We start from the raw sequence: 18,468 nt of genomic DNA, 5'->3' as shown, positions 1-18,468 counted from the left end.
TGAATCTGATTTATTTTTATTATTAATTTAAAATTAATTTTATTAATTATTGAATAACTAAAGAATGCTACACCTGACGGCATTAAATAAAACATTATTTTATTTTCAATAAATTTTGAAAGTTTAGAAATTTTAATTACATTTGTACAAGAAATCAATTTTTACAAAATGAAACTTACAGAAGCTAAAGAAAAATACATCCAGACTTGGGGAACTTTTGCCACCAACTGGGGGATCAATAGAACAATGGCGCAGGTTCACGCTTTGCTTTTGGCAGAGGGAAAACCCTTATCCACAGATGAAGTGATGGAAAAACTGGAAATTTCCAGAGGAAATGCTAATATGAACCTTCGGAATCTGATGGATTGGGGAATCGTAAAAAAGGAATTGGTAAAAGGTGATAGAAAAGAGTATTTTTTGGCAGAAAAAGACGTTTGGTTTCTGTTCAAACAGATTACAAAAGAACGCAGAAAACGTGAAATAGAACCTGTTGTTTCATTTTTAGAAGAACTGAAAAATGTAGAAGATGATTCCGATGAAGCAAAACAATTTGTTAAACTAATGGAAGATTTTGGAAACGTGACCAACAAAATCAATAATATAATGGACTTGGCAATAAAAAGCGATGATCATTGGCTGGTTGGGAAAATTACCAACTTACTAAAATAGAGAAGGATTGTTTTCCTTTTTTATTTCGAATTAACTTTCAATAATTACTGAAAATATAAAAATTACAATACTATGAAAACTATTTTAAAATACGAATCAAGAATTCAGGAGAATCTTATCGGATTATTATTAATTCTCATTATAGCAACTGTTGCTAGAGTAGATTGGTTATGGATCCTTTTACTTGTTGATTTCATTCTGATTGCAATTTTTCAATATACAATTAATTTAATCAAGTTTTTTCAAAAAAGTTATAAAAAGACTTTGTCTAGAAAAATATATGTTTTTCTTTCAACTTATTGTCTGTTGATGTTTTTAGGTTTGATTTCATTTAAGGTGTTCGATAAAGATTTTTCCGCGTCCTTTTTTAATTTTTGTATTTGGTCATTAGTGATTTTTCCACCAATCCTCATCATCCAATCTTTAATCATCAGTTATTCAGATAAAAAAGAAATCTATGAAAAACCTGCTATTTAAAATCTTTATGAAGATTCTTTTCAGAACAAACAAAAGAACGAAAGGCGATTTTCTTAACCTTTAAAAATCAAACACAATGAAAACTTTACAAAATCACATTCTTATTTATGACAAAGATTGTCCAATGTGCAACGTCTATTCAAAAGGCTTCATCAAATCCGGAATGCTCGATGAAAACGGAAGAGAAGCTTTTTCAGAAATCACTTCTGAAACTAAAAATAAGATTGATGTTCATAGGTCAAAAAACGAAATCGCATTGATTGATACAAAAAATAATAGAGTAATTTACGGGCTGGAAAGTTTGCTCACAATCATTGGAAACTCTTTTCCGACTTTAGAAAAAATCGCAAGAATAAGACCTTTTCATTGGTTTTTCCAGAGACTTTACAAATTCGTTTCTTACAACAGAAAACAGATTATTCCTTCCAAAAAAGATTTGACCAAAGACAATTGTGTTCCGGATTTCAATTTGAAATATAGACTGTTTTACCTTGCTTTTGTTTTATTGTTTTCCGCTTATGTTTTAGGATTTTACAATCAGCGTTTGTTCCCGAATTTTAAAAATAATTTTGGATTAGAATTTTTCATCTGCTGTATGCAAATCCTTTGGCAGAGTGCATTTATGGGGATTTATCTCAAAGACAGAATCTGGGATTATCTTGGAAATATGATGACCGTTTCTTTGCTTGGAACATTACTTTTAATTCCCGCTTTATTCTTCAATTTTAGCCAAGTATTCTATTTTATCTACTTCGCAATTGTAGTATTCATAATGTTTTTAGAACATTTGAGACGATGCAGAATTCTGAAATTTGGGATTGTTCCAACTATTTCTTGGATGATTTTCAGAATCACTTTCGGAGCAGTTCTTTTATATATTATTTCGAATAATTAAAATTATTTAAAATTTTGAAAAGCTTAATGAGGTGTCTCGCAGATTAAGCAAATCAAGCTGATTTTTAAAATGTAAATCTGCAAAATCGGTTCAATCTGCGAGAATTATAAAAAATTAAAGAAAATGAAATTCCTAACAGCAGAATGGCGAAAACTAGCCATTATAAATTACGAAATCAATCCTGAAATTCTAAAACCTTATTTACCAAAAGGAACAGAGCTTGATTTTTATAAAGGAAAATGTCTGGTAAGCCTCGTTGGATTTATGTTCCTCAATACAAAACTTCTTGGGATTTCTGTTCCTTTTCATAGAAATTTTGAAGAGGTGAATTTAAGATTTTATGTGAAAAAACACGAAAACGGAATCTGGAAAAGAGGTGTGGTTTTCATCAAAGAAATCGTTCCTAAAAAAGCTTTGAGTCTTGTTGCGAACACATTTTATAATGAGAATTATTGCACTTTACCGATGGCTCATTCTATCATAGAATCTAATAATGAACTTTCCACTTCTTACAGCTGGCAGACTTCAAAACTCAATACAATGACTTTAAAAGCAGAAAATATTCAGGGAGAAATGATTAAGGGTTCTGATTTTGAATTCATTACAGAACATTACTTTGGGTTTACAAAAAACAATAATCAAACTTCTGAATATGAAGTAAAACATCCAAAATGGAATTTTTACAACATCCAGAATTATGAAATTAAGGTGGATTTCAAAGAAAATTATGGAGCTGATTTCAATTTTCTGAACGATGCAAAACCAATATCAGTAATGCTTGCAGAAGGTTCTGAAATTGAAGTCCATACAAGGAGAAATGTGGAATTTGCTATTAATTAAAAATATTTTAAACCACATAGACATGTAGTTTCTTTGTATTAAAAGATAAAATAGTTTGCAAACCTTTCAATTCTACTATTTACTCTTTTTTTGAAATCTAACATCATAATTCTATGTGTCTATGTGGTTAACCTAAAAAAATGAACACAATGAAAATAATCATCGCAGCAGGAACCGGTTTCCTTGGAAGAAATCTCGAAAACTATTTTCTTGATAAAAACTACGAAGTTAAAATCCTTACAAGAAATCCGAAACGCAGAAACGAAATCTTTTGGGATGCAAAAACAATTGGAGCTTGGAAAAATGAATTGGAAAATGCAAATGTCCTAATTAATCTTGCAGGAAAATCTGTTGATTGTCGTTACAATGAAAAGAACAAAAAAGAAATCTACGATTCTAGAATCAACTCAACAAGAGTTTTGCAAAGCGTTATTGATGAATGTCAAAATCCACCAAAAATTTGGCTGAATGCAAGTTCCGCAACAATTTATGTTCATTCAGAAACACACCTCAATACAGAGGAAAACGGAATCATCGGCGATGATTTCTCTATGAATATCTGTAAATCTTGGGAGAAAGAATTCTTCAAAACAAAAAATCCAAATATCAGAAAAGTGGCGCTCAGAACTTCAATTGTTCTTGGAGAAAATGATGGTGCATTTCCAAAGTTTATGCAGATTTCGAAACTCGGTTTAGGAGGAAAACAGGGTAGAGGTGACCAAATGATGAGCTGGATTCATATTGATGATTTTTGTGAAGCCGTTAACTTCATTATTGAAAATGAAAAGCTTGAAGGTGCAATTAATATTACAGCTCCAGAACCTTTGTCTAATGAAAATATGATGAGCCAAATTCGGAAAAAGATTAAAGTTCCATTTGGGATTCCAAGTCCGGTTTGGTTATTAGAAATCGCTTCAATCTTCATCAAAACAGAAACCGAACTGATGCTGAAAAGCCGAAATGTCTATCCTGAGATTCTATTGGAAAATGGATTTAAATTTCAGTATGATACTTTTGAAAAAGCCTTAGAGAAATTATAATTTGAATGGATTAAAATAAAACACTTCGACTCCGCTCAGTGTGACAATTCTAATACTAAATGTAATGTCAGTCTGAGCGGAGTCGAAGACTTTCAATCCAATAATAATTTAATTTCAAAACTTTGGAAGCCAACTTTCAAAGTTTTTTCATAAATTTTCAGAATAATTCCAACCTTTTTTAAACTATTGCATCTTTCCTTATAAAAGCCAATGTATGGAACACGACATATACATAAGATGCAGAAATAAAGACCGCAACGCACAGCGGAAACTTTATGAAGAATATGCAGGCAGATTCTTTGCGACCTGCAAACGTTACCTGAAAAACGACGAAGATGCGGAAGAAGTTTTGGCTGATTCTTTCTACATCATTTTCACAAAACTGGAACAACTCAAAGATTTTAAGGTTTTCGATGCTTGGGCAAAGAAAATTGTAGTGAATCAGTGTCTTCAGAAGCTTCGCAAGAAACAGCCGTTTTCTATTTCTATTGAAGAAAATTTTGTGGATTTACCAGACTCAGAGACAGAAAATGTTTCAGAAGAAAGAGGGATTTTGTCTCTTCTTAATTTCCTTCCTGAAGGCTGTAGAACAATTTTCAATCTGTTTGCGATGGAAGGTTATCCTCACAAAGAAATTGCGCAAATGCTTTCGATCTCAGAAGGAACATCCAAATCTCAGGTGAATTTTGCCCGCAAAAAATTGCAGGAGCTTGTGAAACTTCAAACAATTAATTCTTAAAGTTTAAAAAAATGGAAAATCAAGATATTGATAAAATGTTTAGCGATGCTGGGAAATCGGCAGAAGAAAATCCAACATTTCCTTCTTTTGAAAAAGTTTGGGAAAAAGTTGAAGAAAAGCTGGACAAGAAAGAACAAAAGAAAGGAATCATCCCGATTTGGTTACCTTACGGAATTGCTGCAGGATTGGCTTTGACATTTGGCGTTTTATATTTTATGAATGATGATAAAGCGAAAATTGAACTTCAAATCGCTTCAAATGATTACGGAAAACCAATCAATCCCAATCTGATAGAAACTCCGAAAAAAGTTGAAGAAATCAATAAAACTTTTAAAGAGAATTTAGCTAAAAGTCCAATAAAACCCGCTGAAGTACAAGATATTATTGCATATCACGAAGCTCAGCCTAAGAATAATGATGCTATTCTTTTTGAGAGAAAACCTGAGTATGTAACAGATGAAAACAACATTAATCGTGTTGAAGTTGAAAACATAAGTGTGCCTCCACCAATTCCAAAACTTCTGGAAACAACAAGCGGATTAGTTAAAAATGAAGTTTATGAACCTACATATTCTCCACCGCCAGCGCCTCCTTCTAATCATAAATCTGCAAGTGAAACGAAAGTTTCTGCAATGTATGCTACAGAAATAGCTGAAAAAAATTCAATAACAGGAATCAAAGATGGATTCCCTTTAGGACGTTCTTCGCTTCTTGAAGGAAAAGCACTGGGACTTAAAGTTAATAAATCTAATTCGGCTACTACGTTGATTCGAGGACTATCTTCTTATGATAAATCTAAAGAACCATTGTACATCGTGGATGGGAAAGAAGAATCTTCAAAAATTTTGACTGTTCTCAATCCTAATTCTATAGAATCGATGCAGATTCTAAAAAAGGAAGCCGCAACCAGTTTGTATGGAAGCAAAGCGTTAAATGGTGTCGTAATAATTAAAACAAAAAATCTTTCCAGAAAAGAGAAAAGAGCATTAAAAAAACAACTTAAGACAGAATCTAAAGAAGCTTTGCAAAAACAAGTTGAAGAATCTGAAAAAGATTTACCAGACGCTGGAAAACTAACAGCTGGCGAAGTGAACGATTTTTCCAAATGGAATTATTGGCAGGATATTGCGGTTCCTATTCTTGACCAATATAAAAATACTTGGAAATTTTTTCCAGATAAAAGAGTTTCTGTTCAATTGACCAATTTGGATAATAATCCAGTTATAGGAAAAAAATTAAAGCTGATAAATGATAAAAAAGAAATCGTTTGGGAAAGTATAACGGACAATCGTGGGAATGCTGAACTTTGGATTTCATCAATTTTGAATCAAAATCAGAATTATTCTCAATATTCAATTGTAGATGAGGATGGAAATTTATTGGTTAACAATGCAAAAGAATTTCGTGACGGACAAAATTTGATTAAAATCAATGAGAGCTGTACTCGAAGAAGAGCTTTAGACTTAGTATTTGTTGTAGATGCAACAGGTTCTATGGGAGATGAAATCAATTATTTGAAATCAGAATTATTGGATGTTTTGAAAAAAGTAGAATCCAATTTGACGCAAACTAATGTAAGATATGGTTCTGTTTTTTACAGAGATAATGGTGATGAGTACGTGACTAGAAAATTTGATTTTTCTAACAATTCAGAAAATCTTATAAATTTCATCAAAAAACAAGATGCAAAAGGTGGAGGTGATACGCCGGAAGCAGTTGTAGAAGCTTTAGATTCATCAATTGATGAATTAGCTTGGAGTAATGAAAATTCCACGAAAATAATGTTTCTTCTTCTGGATGCGCCACCACATTTGTCCGAGGAAAATATTGAAAGACTTCACCAAAAAATAAAACTAGCTTCCAAAAAAGGAATTATTATTATTCCAATTGCAGCAAGCGACACCGATAAACAAACGGAATATCTGATGCGGACATTTGCATTGTTGACAAACGGAACTTATACCTTTTTGACTAATGACAGCGGAATTGGCAACAATCACATCAAACCAACTGCAAGCGAATATGAAGTTGAAAAACTGAATGATTTGTTATTGAGGTTAATTCTTCAGCGTTCAACTGTTCCGGATTGTAAAGATGGTGTTACAAAAGAATACATCAACAAAAAATTGGAAGTAGAAAGTTTGGATAAAAAAGATTTCGCCACTAAGATTTATCCAAATCCAACAAAAGGTAGTTTCAAAATTGATACAAAAAGAGATGTTGAAGAATTTGTATTGTATGATTATACAGGGAAGATTTTAATTAAGAAAAACAACTTAGTAAAAGGTCTTCATCATTTTGATATTTCAAATTACCCTCAAAGTGTGTATCTTGTTAAACTGAAATACGGAACAGATTCAGAAACATTTAAATTAATAAAAAACTGAATTAAAAAACACATATTATGAAATTAAAACATTTTTTAACAATCAGCTTTAGCATTTTTATCACAATTGTTACAGCTCAAAAACCAATCTTCTCAGAAGCAAAACTAAAATCGGTGATGCTATATGAACAATCTGCAGAATTGTACAGCAATACAACTTTCAAAATCCCAAAAGGAAGTTCGGAAATCGTGATTGCCAATATCGCTGAAGACATTGATGAATCCTCAATAAAAATCGGTTCCAAATCCAAGGTTTCTGTGTTGACTTATCGTTTTACGGATGACGAAGATTTTTATAAAATAGAATTGGATAAGAAAAATCCGGAACACAGAGTTGTTTTGGACAGCATTTCTCTGATGGAGAAAAAGATTAAAGATCTTACAATTCAGAAAACCTCTCTGGCGAACAGTATCGGGATTTTGGATAAAAATCAAACCATTAATTCTGGGTCAACATCTTATTCCAAAGAATTGGAAAAGTTGATTGAATATTACCAAAAGAAGAGAATTGACCTTAGTTTGCAATTGGATAACGTGGAAAATGACATTTCTAAACTGAATGTCAAATTAGGAAAACTCCAAACCAAATTTGATTTGAACAGCAAGGAAATGGAAAACTATCCAAAAGGAAAATTGGTGGTTCAGGTTTCCAGCGATGTCGACGAATTGGTGAATCTGGACATCAAATACAGTGTTCGAGAGGCTTCTTGGCGACCATATTATGATGTTGTGATTCCGGATATCAATTCAAAAACAAAATTATTATATAAAGCATTAATCAGACAAAATTCTGGATTGGATTGGAAAAATGTAGAACTGCATTTGATTTCTGGTTTCCCAAATGTTCATAAACAGATTCCGAATTTGTATGATTGGAATTTGTATTATCAACAACCTATTCCAATCGTGAAAGATGAAGTGACTTATGGAATAAAAAATACACCTCAAGCTGATAGAGCCGATGAAAAAGATATAGAATCTGTAGTAGTTGTTCGTGCCAGTGCATTTCAAAATCAACTAAACGTTGGTTATGATTTGAAGGATTTATACACGATTTTGTCTAATGATCAGGATAACAGCATCAATTTGGATGTCAACGAGATTCCGGCAACTTACACTTATTACACGATTCCGAAGATGGATAAAACGGTATTTTTGATTGCAGAGTTGGATAATCTGGACAAGTACAATCTCATCAATGCAGAAGCGAATATCATTTTCCAAGATACTAATGTTGGCAAAACTTCCCTTAACACAGAAAATACGGACAACAAACTTTTGCTCACTTTGGGCGATGATAGGAGAGTTTCTATTAAAAGAGATTTGATAAAGGACAAGACGATGGAAAAAAGCATTTCGTCCTCCAACAAAGAACAGCAATATGCTTATCAGTTTACCATCAGAAACAACAAAAACGAAAAAATAAAACTGAGAATAAAGGATCAGGTTCCTGTATCTACGGACAAGCAAATCATTATCAGTATGGTGAATAAAGGTGGCGCAATTTACGATGAGAAAACAGGCGATTTGACTTGGGACATTGTTCTTAATGCCAATGAAACCAAGAAAATAGATTTCTCATTCAAAGTCAATTCGTTGAAATATAAAGTGTTATTAGGATTGTAAATGATTTGGTCAGCTATTTCCGCCCTCCGTTCTCGTTTTTGTCACTCTCGCTCAGGTCGGGCTGCTGTCATTCGGTGTTCTAATAATATATAAGTGAGTTTGTTTTAGAATCAAACCGTTAAACTTAATTTAATACAAAAGCAACTCACAAAGTTGCTTTTTGTCATACTATGCTTTCAATAATTTTCCGTAAATTCGCTAAAATTTTTTAATCACAATGAACTACGATATTATTGTTATTGGAAGTGGACCTGGCGGATATGTAACTGCAATCAGAGCTGCTCAATTGGGTTTCAAAACCGCTATAATCGAAAAAGAAAATCTTGGAGGTATTTGTCTTAACTGGGGTTGTATCCCGACTAAAGCGCTTCTAAAATCTGCTCACGTTTTCAATTATTTGAAGCATGCTGAAGATTATGGTCTTAATAAAGTAGAAAATCCAGGCTTCGATTTCACAAAAGTGATTCAGAGAAGTAGAGGTGTAGCTTCTAAAATGAGTAGCGGAATTGCTTTCTTAATGAGAAAGAATAAAGTGGATGTTATTATGGGAACTGCAACAGTGAAAGCTGGTAAAAAAGTTTCTGTTGTCGACGCAGAAGGAAAAACTACAGAATATTCCGGAACTAATATTATTATTGCAACTGGAGCTCGTTCTAGAGAATTGCCAAATCTTCCTCAGGATGGTAAAAAAGTAATTGGATACAGACAAGCTTTGTCGCTTCCTGAGCAGCCAAAATCTATGATTGTTGTAGGTTCTGGAGCTATCGGAATCGAGTTTGCTGATTTCTATAATTCTATGGGAACTAAAGTGACTGTTGTTGAGTTTTTGCCAAACATCGTTCCTTTGGAGGATGAAGAAGTTTCAAAACACGTTGAGAAATCTTTGAAAAAAGCTGGTATCGAGATAATGACTAATTCTTCTGTAGAATCTGTTGATACTTCAGGAAATGGAGTAAAAGCAAAAGTGAAAACAGCAACCGGAGAAATCACTTTAGAAGCTGATATTCTTCTTTCTGCTGTTGGAATTGCTTCTAACGTAGAAGGAATCGGTCTTGAGGCTGTTGGTATCAAAACTGAAAAAGGAAAAGTTTTGGTAAACGAATGGTACCAGACTTCTGTTCCTGGTTATTATGCAATCGGCGATATTATCCCGACTCAGGCTTTGGCTCACGTTGCTTCTGCTGAAGGAATTACTTGTGTGGAGAAAATCAAAGGATTGCACGTAGAAGCCATCGATTATGGAAATATTCCTGGTTGTACCTACTGTCATCCGGAAATTGCTTCTGTTGGTTTGACTGAAAAGCAAGCTAAAGAAAAAGGTTACGAAATCAAAGTTGGTAAATTCCCTTTCTCAGCTTCCGGAAAAGCAACTGCAAATGGCGATGTTGATGGTTTCATCAAAGTTATTTTTGATGCTAAATACGGCGAGTGGTTAGGTTGTCATATGGTTGGTGACGGCGTTACTGATATGATTGCTGAAGCAGTTGTAGCAAGAAGACTGGAAACAACTAGTCACGACATCATCAAATCTATTCATCCGCATCCAACATTGTCAGAATCCATTATGGAAGCAGCGGCTGCGGCTTATGGAGAAGTGATTCACATCTAATAGATTAACAAAATATTAATAAATGAAAACCGTAGATTCTTCTACGGTTTTTTTAATTTTACTTAATGGAAGATTCAAAATTAGGATTGGTTTTATCAGGTGGAGGAACGCGTGGATTGGCTCATGCTGGTGTGCTGAAGTTTTTTAAGGAGAAAAATATCGAACCAGATATTCTTTCCTGTTGCAGTGCTGGTTCTATTGTTGGTTCGTTGTATGCTGTTGGGAAAACTCCTGAGGAAATTTTGGATTTTTTTCAGTCTATTTATTTTTTTCATTGGAAGCATTTTACATTTAATCAGCCTGGGTTTGTTTCGTCTGCTATTTTTACGACTTACCTCAATCCGATTTTTCAGGATATGACTTTGGGAGATTTGGAGAAAGATGTGAGAATTGTAGCGACAGAACTAATTACAGGTCAGCAAAAAGTTTTCGAAAAAAATTATAAAATTGTTGATGCTATTATTGCATCGTCCTGTATTCCGGGGATTTCTACGCCTTATTTTATCAATGACGAAATGTACAGCGATGGTGGCGTTCTAAATAATTTTCCAGCCGATGTCATCCATAATGAATGTGATAAATTGATTGGAGTCTATGTTACACCGCCGCAAGATGTAAAAGTTAATGACCTTAAAACAATTCGTTCTGTTACTACAAGAGCTTATGAATTGTTATCTCATAGAACAGAGATTTATAAATTCGCTTTTTGTGATTGGTTCATTACTTCAAAAAAATTGTCCAAATATGGAATTTTCGAAAGAAATCCGCAACGCTTAAAAGAAATATTCGATATTGGTTATGAAGAGGCTAAACGTACATTCAACGAAAATGAAGAAGATTTTACTTTATTCTTTCTAAAAAAGGAATAATAGCCTGCCAGTTTTCTTCAGCATCATCGTTAAAAGAAGATAAAGCAATTGTTCCGTGATGACCTTTTGTTTTTGAAGGTAAATAAAAGTTTTTCTTTGAACTTACAGACTTATAAATTGATTTCCAAGAAAACTCTTCATTTCTGGCAGATGAAATATAGACCGGAATTTTAATTTCTTTTGCGTACTCGTTGATGCTTTTGTTTTCAATTTTAAAATATTCACCAGGAGAATAAGCTATGAGAGCTTTGTAGTCTTTTGGATTTTTAGCAACCATATAAAATCCTAAAGAGGCTGAATATGAGCTTCCCCAATAAATTATTTTTCTTGCTTTTAAGTGATTCTTTGCGTAATTATATGATGCTTCCAAATCCGGAATGACATCTAGGAATTCAGTGGATTTTCCTAAGGTAATGGCTTCTTTGTTGGTGAGATTTGTAACTTGGTTGACGATGTCTCCAGACCTTAGATCAACAGCTAAAACATTGAAGCCTAATTCCAGTAATCTTGGTGCTATATTTCTAAACTCGCCTCTGCTAAAACCGGCTTGATGGTAAAAAATAATTAAAGGATTATGCTTTCCATACTTCGAATAATGATCTGCGTAAACAGTAAGCCCATCAGAAGTTTTAAAATTGACTGTTGTGTAAATATGATTTCTAACAGAAAGAACGTGCGATGGTTGAATAGTAGTTGTTTTTTTGGAAGAACAACTGCCAAAACAATTAATGATAATAATCCAGATTATGAAATTAAATGGTTTCATTGAGATTATATTTAATTGTTGAAGTATTATTAATTATATTTTCTTTATGTTGAAGTATATCAAATTTAAGTATTTATATGTTATTATTTATTAATGGATATGAATTTATTTTTAAATAATTTTTTCTCCGCAGATTTTGCAATAACGAGCGTTTTCATCATTGTCCTGATTGCCACATTTATCACACTGAAAATTATTTTTCTTTTGTTTTCTGAATTCTGAAGTCACAATTCCCGTAGGAACGGCAATTATGCTGTAACCACAAAGCATTACTATCATTGATAGGATTTTGCCAACTGGCGTTCCTGGAGAAATATCACCATAGCCGACTGTCGTAATAGTCACAACCGCCCAATACACACTCTGCGGAATGCTGCTAAATCCATTTTTTCCTCCTTCTACAACATACATCAATGACCCGATAATGACAATGAAAATTATCATAAATAATAGGAAAATATAGATTTTTCTAGAACTGTGTTTTAATGCAGACACGATGAACCTTCCGTCGTGCATATAATCAGCTAAGTTGAAAATCCTGAAAATCCTTAAAATTCTTAGAATCCTGATAACCGCCACAAAGTGCCAAATAGGAAAAAACAAGCTAATGTAAAATGGAATTATGGAAAGAAAATCAATAATTCCCAAAGGACTAAAAATGTATTCCTCACGATCTTTTATACAGATTATTCTCAAAATATATTCTATTGTGAAGATTAGAGTAATGAAAAATTCTGCGTAATAGAACTCTTTATAGTATTGTAGTCTTATTATTGGAATAGTTTCTACCATCAGCAAAACAGTAGATACGATAATTAGAATCAATAAGCTAATATCAAATATTTTACCTGCTTTTGTCTGTGATAAATAAACGGTTTCGTAGATTTTCTTACGCCAACCTTCCTCAGGAATAAGGTCAAATTCTGGTTTAATTCTCATAACTAAAAAAAAGTAAAATTAAGATTATAAAAGTAGTTAAAATAAACTCCGTTTAAAATAACAGACAAAAGTCTTTTTTATTTGGACAAAGTTCGTATATTTGTAAAAGAAAAATAAAGAAAGATGAAAAAATATAAAGTCACAGAAAAAATAGATGCTGTTCAAGAATCTGCCGCAATCTATGGATATCAGAACTTTGATGATGCTGGTGTTTTTAAGATTATAGATATTGCCCAAAGAGGTATTTCTTTCAATTTTTTTGATAATCTTGTGAAAAAATTTCCATTTAGTTTTCAAGAGTGGGCTGGTTTTCTTCATATTTCCGGGAAAACTTTATCCAGATATCAGAAAGAAGAGAAAACGTTTGATACTTTGCAATCGGAAAAAATCCTTCAGATAGAAATGCTTTACACAAGAGGTAAGGAAGTTTTTGGTTCTTCTGAAAATTTCCTGATATGGTTGCAATCTGAGAATCTTGCTTTGGGTAAAACGAAACCGCAGGATTTACTGGGTAGTAATTTTGGTGTTTCTCTTCTTATGGATGAGTTGACTCGCATAGAGCACGGTATTTTAGCATAATATCGGATGATAGTTTATAGATTGGCGAAAGAAATTTATGCTAATGATCTTTCGGGGAAAGGCGCTGAAATAGCAGGCGGAAGATGGAATAGCAAAGGTAATTCTGCTTTATACACAGGGCAATCTATTGCTTTGTGTGTTACAGAGATTGCTGTTCATATTCCTTTGGGGATTTTGCCCAAGGATTATCGTTTGGTTCATATAGAGTTCCCTGAGTTTGATTTTTTCGAACCAAAAAGATTGCCGAAAGATTGGAATGCTTTTCCGCATCCGGATAGTACGCAGAAAATTGGAGATAAATTCCTCAAAGAGAATAAATTCTTAGTGATGAAAATTCCTTCGGCCGCTGTTCAGGGCGAATTCAATTATATTATTAATCCGAGACATATTAATTTTACGGAAGTGAAAATTAAGAAAATAGAAAAATTTACTTTCGATGATAGATTATTCATCAAATAATATCTTAAATATGAAAATCAAAGAATTTATAAATGAATTTGAAAAGATAGTTCCAACAAGACAAGCAGAAGATTTTGATAATGTTGGTTTGCTTTGTGGAAACCCTGATAGAGAAATTTCCGGAATCCTAATTGCTCACGATGCTTTGGAATCTGTGGTTGATGAAGCTCTTGAAAAGAATTTAAACTTTATATTTTGTTTTCATCCGATTATTTTTTCGGGATTAAAATCGATTACCGGAAAAAATTATGTTGAAAGAGCTGTTCTGAAAGCTTTAGAAAATAAAATTGCCATTTATGCGATTCATACAGCTTTTGATAATGATTATTTCGGGGTTAATTATAAAATTTGTGAAGTTCTTGGTTTGAAGAATCAGCAAATATTAATGCCAAAACAAAATCAATTAAAGAAGTTAGAAGTTTACGTTCCAGTTGATTCTGCTGAGAAATTGAAAAATGCTTTATTTGAAGCTGGAGCCGGAAATATTGGTTTCTATGACGAATGCAGTTTTTCGATTAATGGAAATGGAACTTTTCGACCCTTAGAAGGTTCAAATCCTGTAACGGGAAAAGAAAATGAAAGAGAAAATGCGAATGAAGTTCTATTTTCTGTGATTTTTGAAGATTACAAAAAACATCAGATTCTTTTTACGATGAAACAAAATCATCCTTACGAAGAAGTCGCTTATCAATTGATTTCTTTAGATAATGAAAATCAATATACCGGTTTGGGGAGATTCGGAGATTTGGAAACAGAAATGGATGAAGTGGATTTTCTAAAGTTTGTTAAAGAAAAATTTAATCTTAATATCATCAGACACAATAATTTAACTCGAAAAAAAATCAAAAGAGTAGGAGTTTTAGGAGGAAGTGGGGCAAGTGGAATAAAGTCAGCTATATCTGCAAAATGTGATGCCTATTTGACTGGCGATGTGAAATATCACGATTTCTTTTCAGGGGAAGATAAATTGCTGATTTGTGATATTGGACATTTCGAATCAGAACAATTTGTAACTCAACAATTATTTGAAATTTTGTCCGAAAAATTCACTACATTTGCAATCGCTAAAACGACAATAAAAACAAATCCTGTTAATTATTTTATATAGATATGGCTAAAGTAAACGAAATTTCTGTTGAAGAAAAATTAAGAGCTCTTTACGATTTGCAAATTATCGATTCCCGTTTGGATGAGATTCGCAATACAAGAGGCGAATTGCCGATTGAAGTAGAAGACCTTGAGATAGAAATTGAAGGTCTTGAAAAAAGAGCCCAAAAATTCGAATCTGAAATTGCTGAGCAAAATGCTGAAATCAACAGCAAAAAAGACTTGATGAAACAAGCTCAGACTCTTATTGATAAATATAAAACGCAGCAAGATAACGTTAGAAATAACAAAGAATTCGAAGCTTTATCAAAAGAGGTAGAATATCAGGAATTGGAAATTCAGTTAGCTGAAAAAAGAATCAAAGAATTCGGTGGGAAAATCGATCACAAAAAAGAAACTTTGGCTGATTTGAACGCTAAGATTGATGAACTAAAAAACCACTTGACTCACAAGAAAAACGAATTGGATAATTTGATTTCTGAAACTCAGAAAGAAGAAGATTATCTATTGGAAAAATCTAAAGAGTTTGCTGAGAAAATCGATGACAGATTATTGGCTTCTTACCAAAGAATCCGTCAAGGTTCATCTACAGGTCTTGCAGTTGTAGGTTTGGAAAGAGGAGCGCCAAAAGGTTCTTTCTTCACAATCCCGCCACAGAAACAAATGGAAATTGCTCAGAGAAAAAAGATTATTATCGATGAGCACTCTGGGAAAATCTTGGTAGATGACGAGTTGGTAAACGAGGAAACTGCTAAAATGGAAGATATCATCAAGTTCTAATCAGAATTTGATTTTATATAAATACAAAAGAGACCTGAAATTCAGGTCTCTTTTCAGTTTGAGAAAATAATATAATTACCGGATATTAACAGAACCGGAACTGCTTTCGTTTTTGGTCACTTTATTCAGGTCGCCTCTTTTCACAACATTGATATCGCCGCTGGAAGAAGCACTTGCTGTCACGCTATTACGAACACCAATCGTAATATCAGCCGAGGAAGAAGTGGTAAGAACTGCGCTGTCTGCGGTCAAGTTTTCAGCTTTGATATCGCCGCTTGAAGAAGCTTGTGCACTTACGCTGTCTGCCTTTCCAGTGATTTTGATTCCGCCTGAAGAAGAAGATTGTAAATTAAGATTTTTTGCAACAATATCACCATAAAAATCGCCACTGCTGGAAGCTTGGATATTGATGTTGTTTCCATTGATATTTCCTTTGATGTTTCCGGAGCTTGACACTTTCACATCAAGGTCAGAAAATTTGAAATCATCTTTCAAAGTAATACTTCCACTGGAGTTGGCTGCCAATCCGTTAAAATCTTTAGCATAAACTTTAATTTTGATTCTGTCTGTTGAGATGTTCAGTTTACCTTCAGATTGGATTTTTACCTGAACTTTTCTTCCTTCTTGTTTTACTACCACATATTGCATTAGGTCAGAAGGAGCGTACACAACTATTTTTTCTTCACTGGATTTAAAAATTTCTGCACTAAGAGAAGTTGAGATTTGCAACTCATCAAACTCAATAGAATAAGATTTCTCAATCACTTCACCTTTTCCGGAGTCTGATAATAGGTGAGAAAACATCACATCATTGGAACCGTTTTTCTGTATGCAGGAAAAATTGGTAACAGAAGCCAAAAGAATTAGGGATAAAAGTTTTATTTTCATAAGTATAATTTTTTATAGTTTTGATTTGTTAATTAATATGACAATTGAAAAGTTGTTTTCATTACATCAAAAAATAAAATTTTTCATTTTAATTAATTTTCTAAATTTACATCATTAAAAATAAAACAATTCTTTATGAAAAATATATTATTCGCATTCGTTCTCATCGGTTTATCAGTTTCAGCATTCGCACAATCTGGTCCACCGGCTGGCGATGCAAAAGTAGGAGAGTTCTATGGTCAGGATGTTTCTGCAAAAGCAGTTAAAAAAGCCATTTCTACGGATGAACTTAATAAAGAATTAAAAGCAACACCAAAAATCGCTAAAACTTCCGTCAAAGGAAAAGTGACCGGCGTTTGCCCTAAAAAAGGATGCTGGGTAAGTCTGGCAACAGATTCTGGCGAAACTTTCTTCGTTAAAATGAAAGATTACGCATTCTTCGTTCCGACTGCTTTGGAAGGTAAAACTGTAGTGTTGGAAGGCAGCGCAGAAAGCAAAACTACTTCTGTGAAAGAATTGCAACATTACGCAGAAGACGCTAAAAAATCTCAGGCAGAAATTGATGCTATCAAAGAACCAAAAACTGAGACTAGATTTTTGGCAAGCGCAATCAAAGTTGTAGAATAACTTGATTTCAATATAATTTACAAGCTCTGGATTTTTCCGGAGCTTTTTATTAGGGCGTAACCCTTTGTTTTTCCAGAACATTTATGAGAAAAACCAAAGTTTGACATAGAAAAACAAGCGGGTCGGGCTATCCACTCATATCTTTTGTTTTTTTATAAACATTTGTCTTTCTGATAGAACCCAAATCCCAGAAAAAACAAAAGGATAACCGTTACTATCCCTTACGCGCTGGCGCAAAAATCAACGTCTGACATCCATCATTACGCTTCACAATTCCAATTAATGTGCGTATATTTGGGAAAAATTTTCACACAATGGCAGACTGGAAAATCGTCAAAGAATACGAAGATATTACCTATAAAAAATCAAATGGCGTTGCAAGAATCGCTATCAACAGACCAGAAGTCAGAAACGCTTTCCGACCGAAAACAACCTCAGAACTTTACGATGCTTTTTATGATGCTTATGAAGATTCGTCTATTGGCGTTGTATTATTGACAGGAGAAGGTCCAAGCCCAAAAGATGGCGGTCATGCTTTCTGCAGTGGCGGTGACCAAAAAGCACGTGGGCATCAAGGTTATGTAGGGGATGACGGAAGACATCGTTTGAATATTTTGGAAGTTCAGCGTTTGATTCGTTTTATGCCAAAAGCTGTGATTGCAGTTGTAAATGGTTGGGCTGTTGGAGGCGGACATTCACTTCACGTGGTTTGTGATTTGACTTTGGCAAGTGAAGAACACGCTATCTTCAAACAAACCGATGCGGATGTTACAAGTTTTGACGGCGGTTATGGATCTGCCTATTTGGCGAAAATGGTGGGTCAGAAAAAAGCCAGAGAAATTTTCTTTTTAGGAAGAAATTATTCTGCTCAGGAAGCTGCTGATATGGGAATGGTAAACGCTGTGATTCCTCACGCAGAATTGGAAGACACAGCCTACGAATGGGCTCAGGAAATTCTTGCAAAATCTCCAACCTCCATCAGAATGCTGAAATTTGCTATGAATTTAACAGACGACGGAATGGTTGGTCAGCAGATTTTTGCAGGCGAAGCAACGCGTTTGGCTTATATGACGGAAGAAGCCAAAGAAGGCAGGAATGCGTTTTTAGAGAAACGTAAACCTAACTTTGGTGATGACCAGTGGATTTCTTAAAATAATTCAGTTTAAATATATT

Annotated in this window: 19 protein-coding genes; 16 read left to right on the top strand and 3 right to left on the bottom strand. The window is 33.6% G+C overall.

The genetic code is table 11. From position 1 onward, the window contains the following. Positions 1-168 precede the first annotated feature (168 nt). From KI430_RS04900 to KI430_RS04855, 10 genes are all read left to right on the top strand, one after another. Positions 169-669: a GbsR/MarR family transcriptional regulator gene (locus tag KI430_RS04900; protein WP_248877153.1), complete on the top strand. Its 501-nt coding sequence runs from the start codon at positions 169-171 to the stop codon at positions 667-669. 72 nt (positions 670-741) lie between these two features. Further along, positions 742-1,146: a hypothetical protein gene (locus KI430_RS04895; RefSeq protein WP_248877152.1), complete on the top strand. Its 405-nt coding sequence runs from the start codon at positions 742-744 to the stop codon at positions 1,144-1,146. Positions 1,147-1,222: 76 nt separating this feature from the next. Then, complete coding sequence (locus tag KI430_RS04890) at positions 1,223-2,041, top strand: DCC1-like thiol-disulfide oxidoreductase family protein (protein WP_248877151.1); 819 nt, start codon at positions 1,223-1,225, stop codon at positions 2,039-2,041. Between the two features lie 123 nt (positions 2,042-2,164). Next, positions 2,165-2,881 carry a YqjF family protein gene (locus KI430_RS04885; RefSeq protein WP_248877150.1) on the top strand — a complete coding sequence of 239 codons (717 nt, stop codon included), beginning with the start codon at positions 2,165-2,167 and terminating at the stop codon, positions 2,879-2,881. 149 nt (positions 2,882-3,030) lie between these two features. Then, positions 3,031-3,921 carry a TIGR01777 family oxidoreductase gene (locus KI430_RS04880; protein ID WP_248877149.1) on the top strand — a complete coding sequence of 297 codons (891 nt, stop codon included), beginning with the start codon at positions 3,031-3,033 and terminating at the stop codon, positions 3,919-3,921. 214 nt (positions 3,922-4,135) lie between these two features. After that, on the top strand, positions 4,136-4,660 hold the full coding sequence (locus KI430_RS04875; RefSeq protein ID WP_248877148.1) for an RNA polymerase sigma factor: 525 nt from the start codon (positions 4,136-4,138) through the stop codon (positions 4,658-4,660). A gap of 11 nt (positions 4,661-4,671) precedes the next feature. Continuing rightward, positions 4,672-7,047, top strand: coding sequence for a VWA domain-containing protein (locus KI430_RS04870; RefSeq protein WP_248877147.1), 2,376 nt, complete (start codon positions 4,672-4,674; stop codon positions 7,045-7,047). A 17-nt stretch (positions 7,048-7,064) separates the two neighbouring features. Further along, a complete protein-coding gene (locus KI430_RS04865; RefSeq protein ID WP_248877146.1) occupies positions 7,065-8,672 on the top strand; it encodes a DUF4139 domain-containing protein in 1,608 nt (535 codons plus the stop codon). 217 nt (positions 8,673-8,889) lie between these two features. Beyond that, the gene (lpdA, locus tag KI430_RS04860) at positions 8,890-10,281 is read left to right on the top strand and encodes a dihydrolipoyl dehydrogenase (protein WP_248877145.1); all 1,392 of its coding nucleotides are present in this window, start codon (positions 8,890-8,892) and stop codon (positions 10,279-10,281) included. 65 nt (positions 10,282-10,346) lie between these two features. Further along, positions 10,347-11,150 (top strand): patatin-like phospholipase family protein, encoded by an 804-nt coding sequence (locus KI430_RS04855; RefSeq protein ID WP_248877144.1) that lies wholly within the window; start codon positions 10,347-10,349, stop codon positions 11,148-11,150. On the opposite strand, the gene KI430_RS04850 is transcribed toward KI430_RS04855, so the two are convergent. Next, entirely contained in the window at positions 11,122-11,916 is a 795-nt protein-coding gene (locus tag KI430_RS04850) for an alpha/beta hydrolase (RefSeq protein WP_248877143.1), read from the bottom strand. The genes KI430_RS04855 and KI430_RS04850 overlap by 29 nt on opposite strands. Positions 11,917-12,027: 111 nt before the next feature. Further along, entirely contained in the window at positions 12,028-12,855 is an 828-nt protein-coding gene (locus tag KI430_RS04845; protein WP_248877142.1) for an ion transporter, read from the bottom strand. A gap of 123 nt (positions 12,856-12,978) precedes the next feature. Here KI430_RS04845 and KI430_RS04840 point away from each other — a divergent pair, with 123 nt between their 5' ends. Genes KI430_RS04840 through KI430_RS04825 form a run of 4 tightly spaced genes read left to right on the top strand, consistent with a single transcriptional unit; the run spans position 12,979 to position 15,780 of the window. Then, on the top strand, positions 12,979-13,434 hold the full coding sequence (locus KI430_RS04840; protein WP_248877141.1) for an antitoxin Xre/MbcA/ParS toxin-binding domain-containing protein: 456 nt from the start codon (positions 12,979-12,981) through the stop codon (positions 13,432-13,434). 6 nt (positions 13,435-13,440) lie between these two features. Then, positions 13,441-13,893: an RES family NAD+ phosphorylase gene (locus KI430_RS04835; RefSeq protein WP_248877140.1), complete on the top strand. Its 453-nt coding sequence runs from the start codon at positions 13,441-13,443 to the stop codon at positions 13,891-13,893. Positions 13,894-13,903: 10 nt separating this feature from the next. Further along, positions 13,904-15,001 carry a Nif3-like dinuclear metal center hexameric protein gene (locus tag KI430_RS04830; RefSeq protein WP_248877139.1) on the top strand — a complete coding sequence of 366 codons (1,098 nt, stop codon included), beginning with the start codon at positions 13,904-13,906 and terminating at the stop codon, positions 14,999-15,001. Positions 15,002-15,003: 2 nt separating this feature from the next. After that, entirely contained in the window at positions 15,004-15,780 is a 777-nt protein-coding gene (locus KI430_RS04825) for a zinc ribbon domain-containing protein (RefSeq protein ID WP_248877138.1), read from the top strand. A gap of 75 nt (positions 15,781-15,855) precedes the next feature. Here KI430_RS04825 and KI430_RS04820 read toward each other — a convergent pair whose 3' ends face one another. Beyond that, entirely contained in the window at positions 15,856-16,668 is an 813-nt protein-coding gene (locus tag KI430_RS04820) for a head GIN domain-containing protein (RefSeq protein ID WP_248877137.1), read from the bottom strand. 135 nt (positions 16,669-16,803) lie between these two features. Here KI430_RS04820 and KI430_RS04815 point away from each other — a divergent pair, with 135 nt between their 5' ends. Both KI430_RS04815 and KI430_RS04810 read left to right on the top strand, forming a co-directional pair. After that, positions 16,804-17,295 carry a DUF4920 domain-containing protein gene (locus tag KI430_RS04815; RefSeq protein WP_248877136.1) on the top strand — a complete coding sequence of 164 codons (492 nt, stop codon included), beginning with the start codon at positions 16,804-16,806 and terminating at the stop codon, positions 17,293-17,295. A 314-nt stretch (positions 17,296-17,609) separates the two neighbouring features. After that, positions 17,610-18,446 (top strand): 1,4-dihydroxy-2-naphthoyl-CoA synthase, encoded by an 837-nt coding sequence (locus KI430_RS04810; RefSeq protein WP_248877135.1) that lies wholly within the window; start codon positions 17,610-17,612, stop codon positions 18,444-18,446. Positions 18,447-18,468 lie beyond the last annotated feature (22 nt).

It is taken from the genome of Epilithonimonas zeae (assembly GCF_023278365.1).
Classification (GTDB): Bacteria; Bacteroidota; Bacteroidia; order Flavobacteriales; family Weeksellaceae; genus Epilithonimonas; species Epilithonimonas zeae_A.
Note: the sequence above shows the minus strand (reverse complement) of the source record. Positions and strands in the feature narration are given on the sequence as shown.

What these genes read in the sequence shown, in the direction of transcription:
- KI430_RS04900 (WP_248877153.1), top strand. Translation starts at nt 169, where the DNA reads ATGAAACTTACAGAAGCTAAAGAAAAATACATCCAGACTTGGGGAACT.
- KI430_RS04895 (WP_248877152.1), top strand. Translation starts at nt 742, where the DNA reads ATGAAAACTATTTTAAAATACGAATCAAGAATTCAGGAGAATCTTATC.
- KI430_RS04890 (WP_248877151.1), top strand. Translation starts at nt 1,223, where the DNA reads ATGAAAACTTTACAAAATCACATTCTTATTTATGACAAAGATTGTCCA.
- KI430_RS04885 (WP_248877150.1), top strand. Translation starts at nt 2,165, where the DNA reads ATGAAATTCCTAACAGCAGAATGGCGAAAACTAGCCATTATAAATTAC.
- KI430_RS04880 (WP_248877149.1), top strand. Translation starts at nt 3,031, where the DNA reads ATGAAAATAATCATCGCAGCAGGAACCGGTTTCCTTGGAAGAAATCTC.
- KI430_RS04875 (WP_248877148.1), top strand. Translation starts at nt 4,136, where the DNA reads ATGGAACACGACATATACATAAGATGCAGAAATAAAGACCGCAACGCA.
- KI430_RS04870 (WP_248877147.1), top strand. Translation starts at nt 4,672, where the DNA reads ATGGAAAATCAAGATATTGATAAAATGTTTAGCGATGCTGGGAAATCG.
- KI430_RS04865 (WP_248877146.1), top strand. Translation starts at nt 7,065, where the DNA reads ATGAAATTAAAACATTTTTTAACAATCAGCTTTAGCATTTTTATCACA.
- lpdA (WP_248877145.1), top strand. Translation starts at nt 8,890, where the DNA reads ATGAACTACGATATTATTGTTATTGGAAGTGGACCTGGCGGATATGTA.
- KI430_RS04855 (WP_248877144.1), top strand. Translation starts at nt 10,347, where the DNA reads ATGGAAGATTCAAAATTAGGATTGGTTTTATCAGGTGGAGGAACGCGT.
- KI430_RS04850 (WP_248877143.1), bottom strand. Translation starts at nt 11,916, where the DNA reads ATGAAACCATTTAATTTCATAATCTGGATTATTATCATTAATTGTTTT.
- KI430_RS04845 (WP_248877142.1), bottom strand. Translation starts at nt 12,855, where the DNA reads ATGAGAATTAAACCAGAATTTGACCTTATTCCTGAGGAAGGTTGGCGT.
- KI430_RS04840 (WP_248877141.1), top strand. Translation starts at nt 12,979, where the DNA reads ATGAAAAAATATAAAGTCACAGAAAAAATAGATGCTGTTCAAGAATCT.
- KI430_RS04835 (WP_248877140.1), top strand. Translation starts at nt 13,441, where the DNA reads ATGATAGTTTATAGATTGGCGAAAGAAATTTATGCTAATGATCTTTCG.
- KI430_RS04830 (WP_248877139.1), top strand. Translation starts at nt 13,904, where the DNA reads ATGAAAATCAAAGAATTTATAAATGAATTTGAAAAGATAGTTCCAACA.
- KI430_RS04825 (WP_248877138.1), top strand. Translation starts at nt 15,004, where the DNA reads ATGGCTAAAGTAAACGAAATTTCTGTTGAAGAAAAATTAAGAGCTCTT.
- KI430_RS04820 (WP_248877137.1), bottom strand. Translation starts at nt 16,668, where the DNA reads ATGAAAATAAAACTTTTATCCCTAATTCTTTTGGCTTCTGTTACCAAT.
- KI430_RS04815 (WP_248877136.1), top strand. Translation starts at nt 16,804, where the DNA reads ATGAAAAATATATTATTCGCATTCGTTCTCATCGGTTTATCAGTTTCA.
- KI430_RS04810 (WP_248877135.1), top strand. Translation starts at nt 17,610, where the DNA reads ATGGCAGACTGGAAAATCGTCAAAGAATACGAAGATATTACCTATAAA.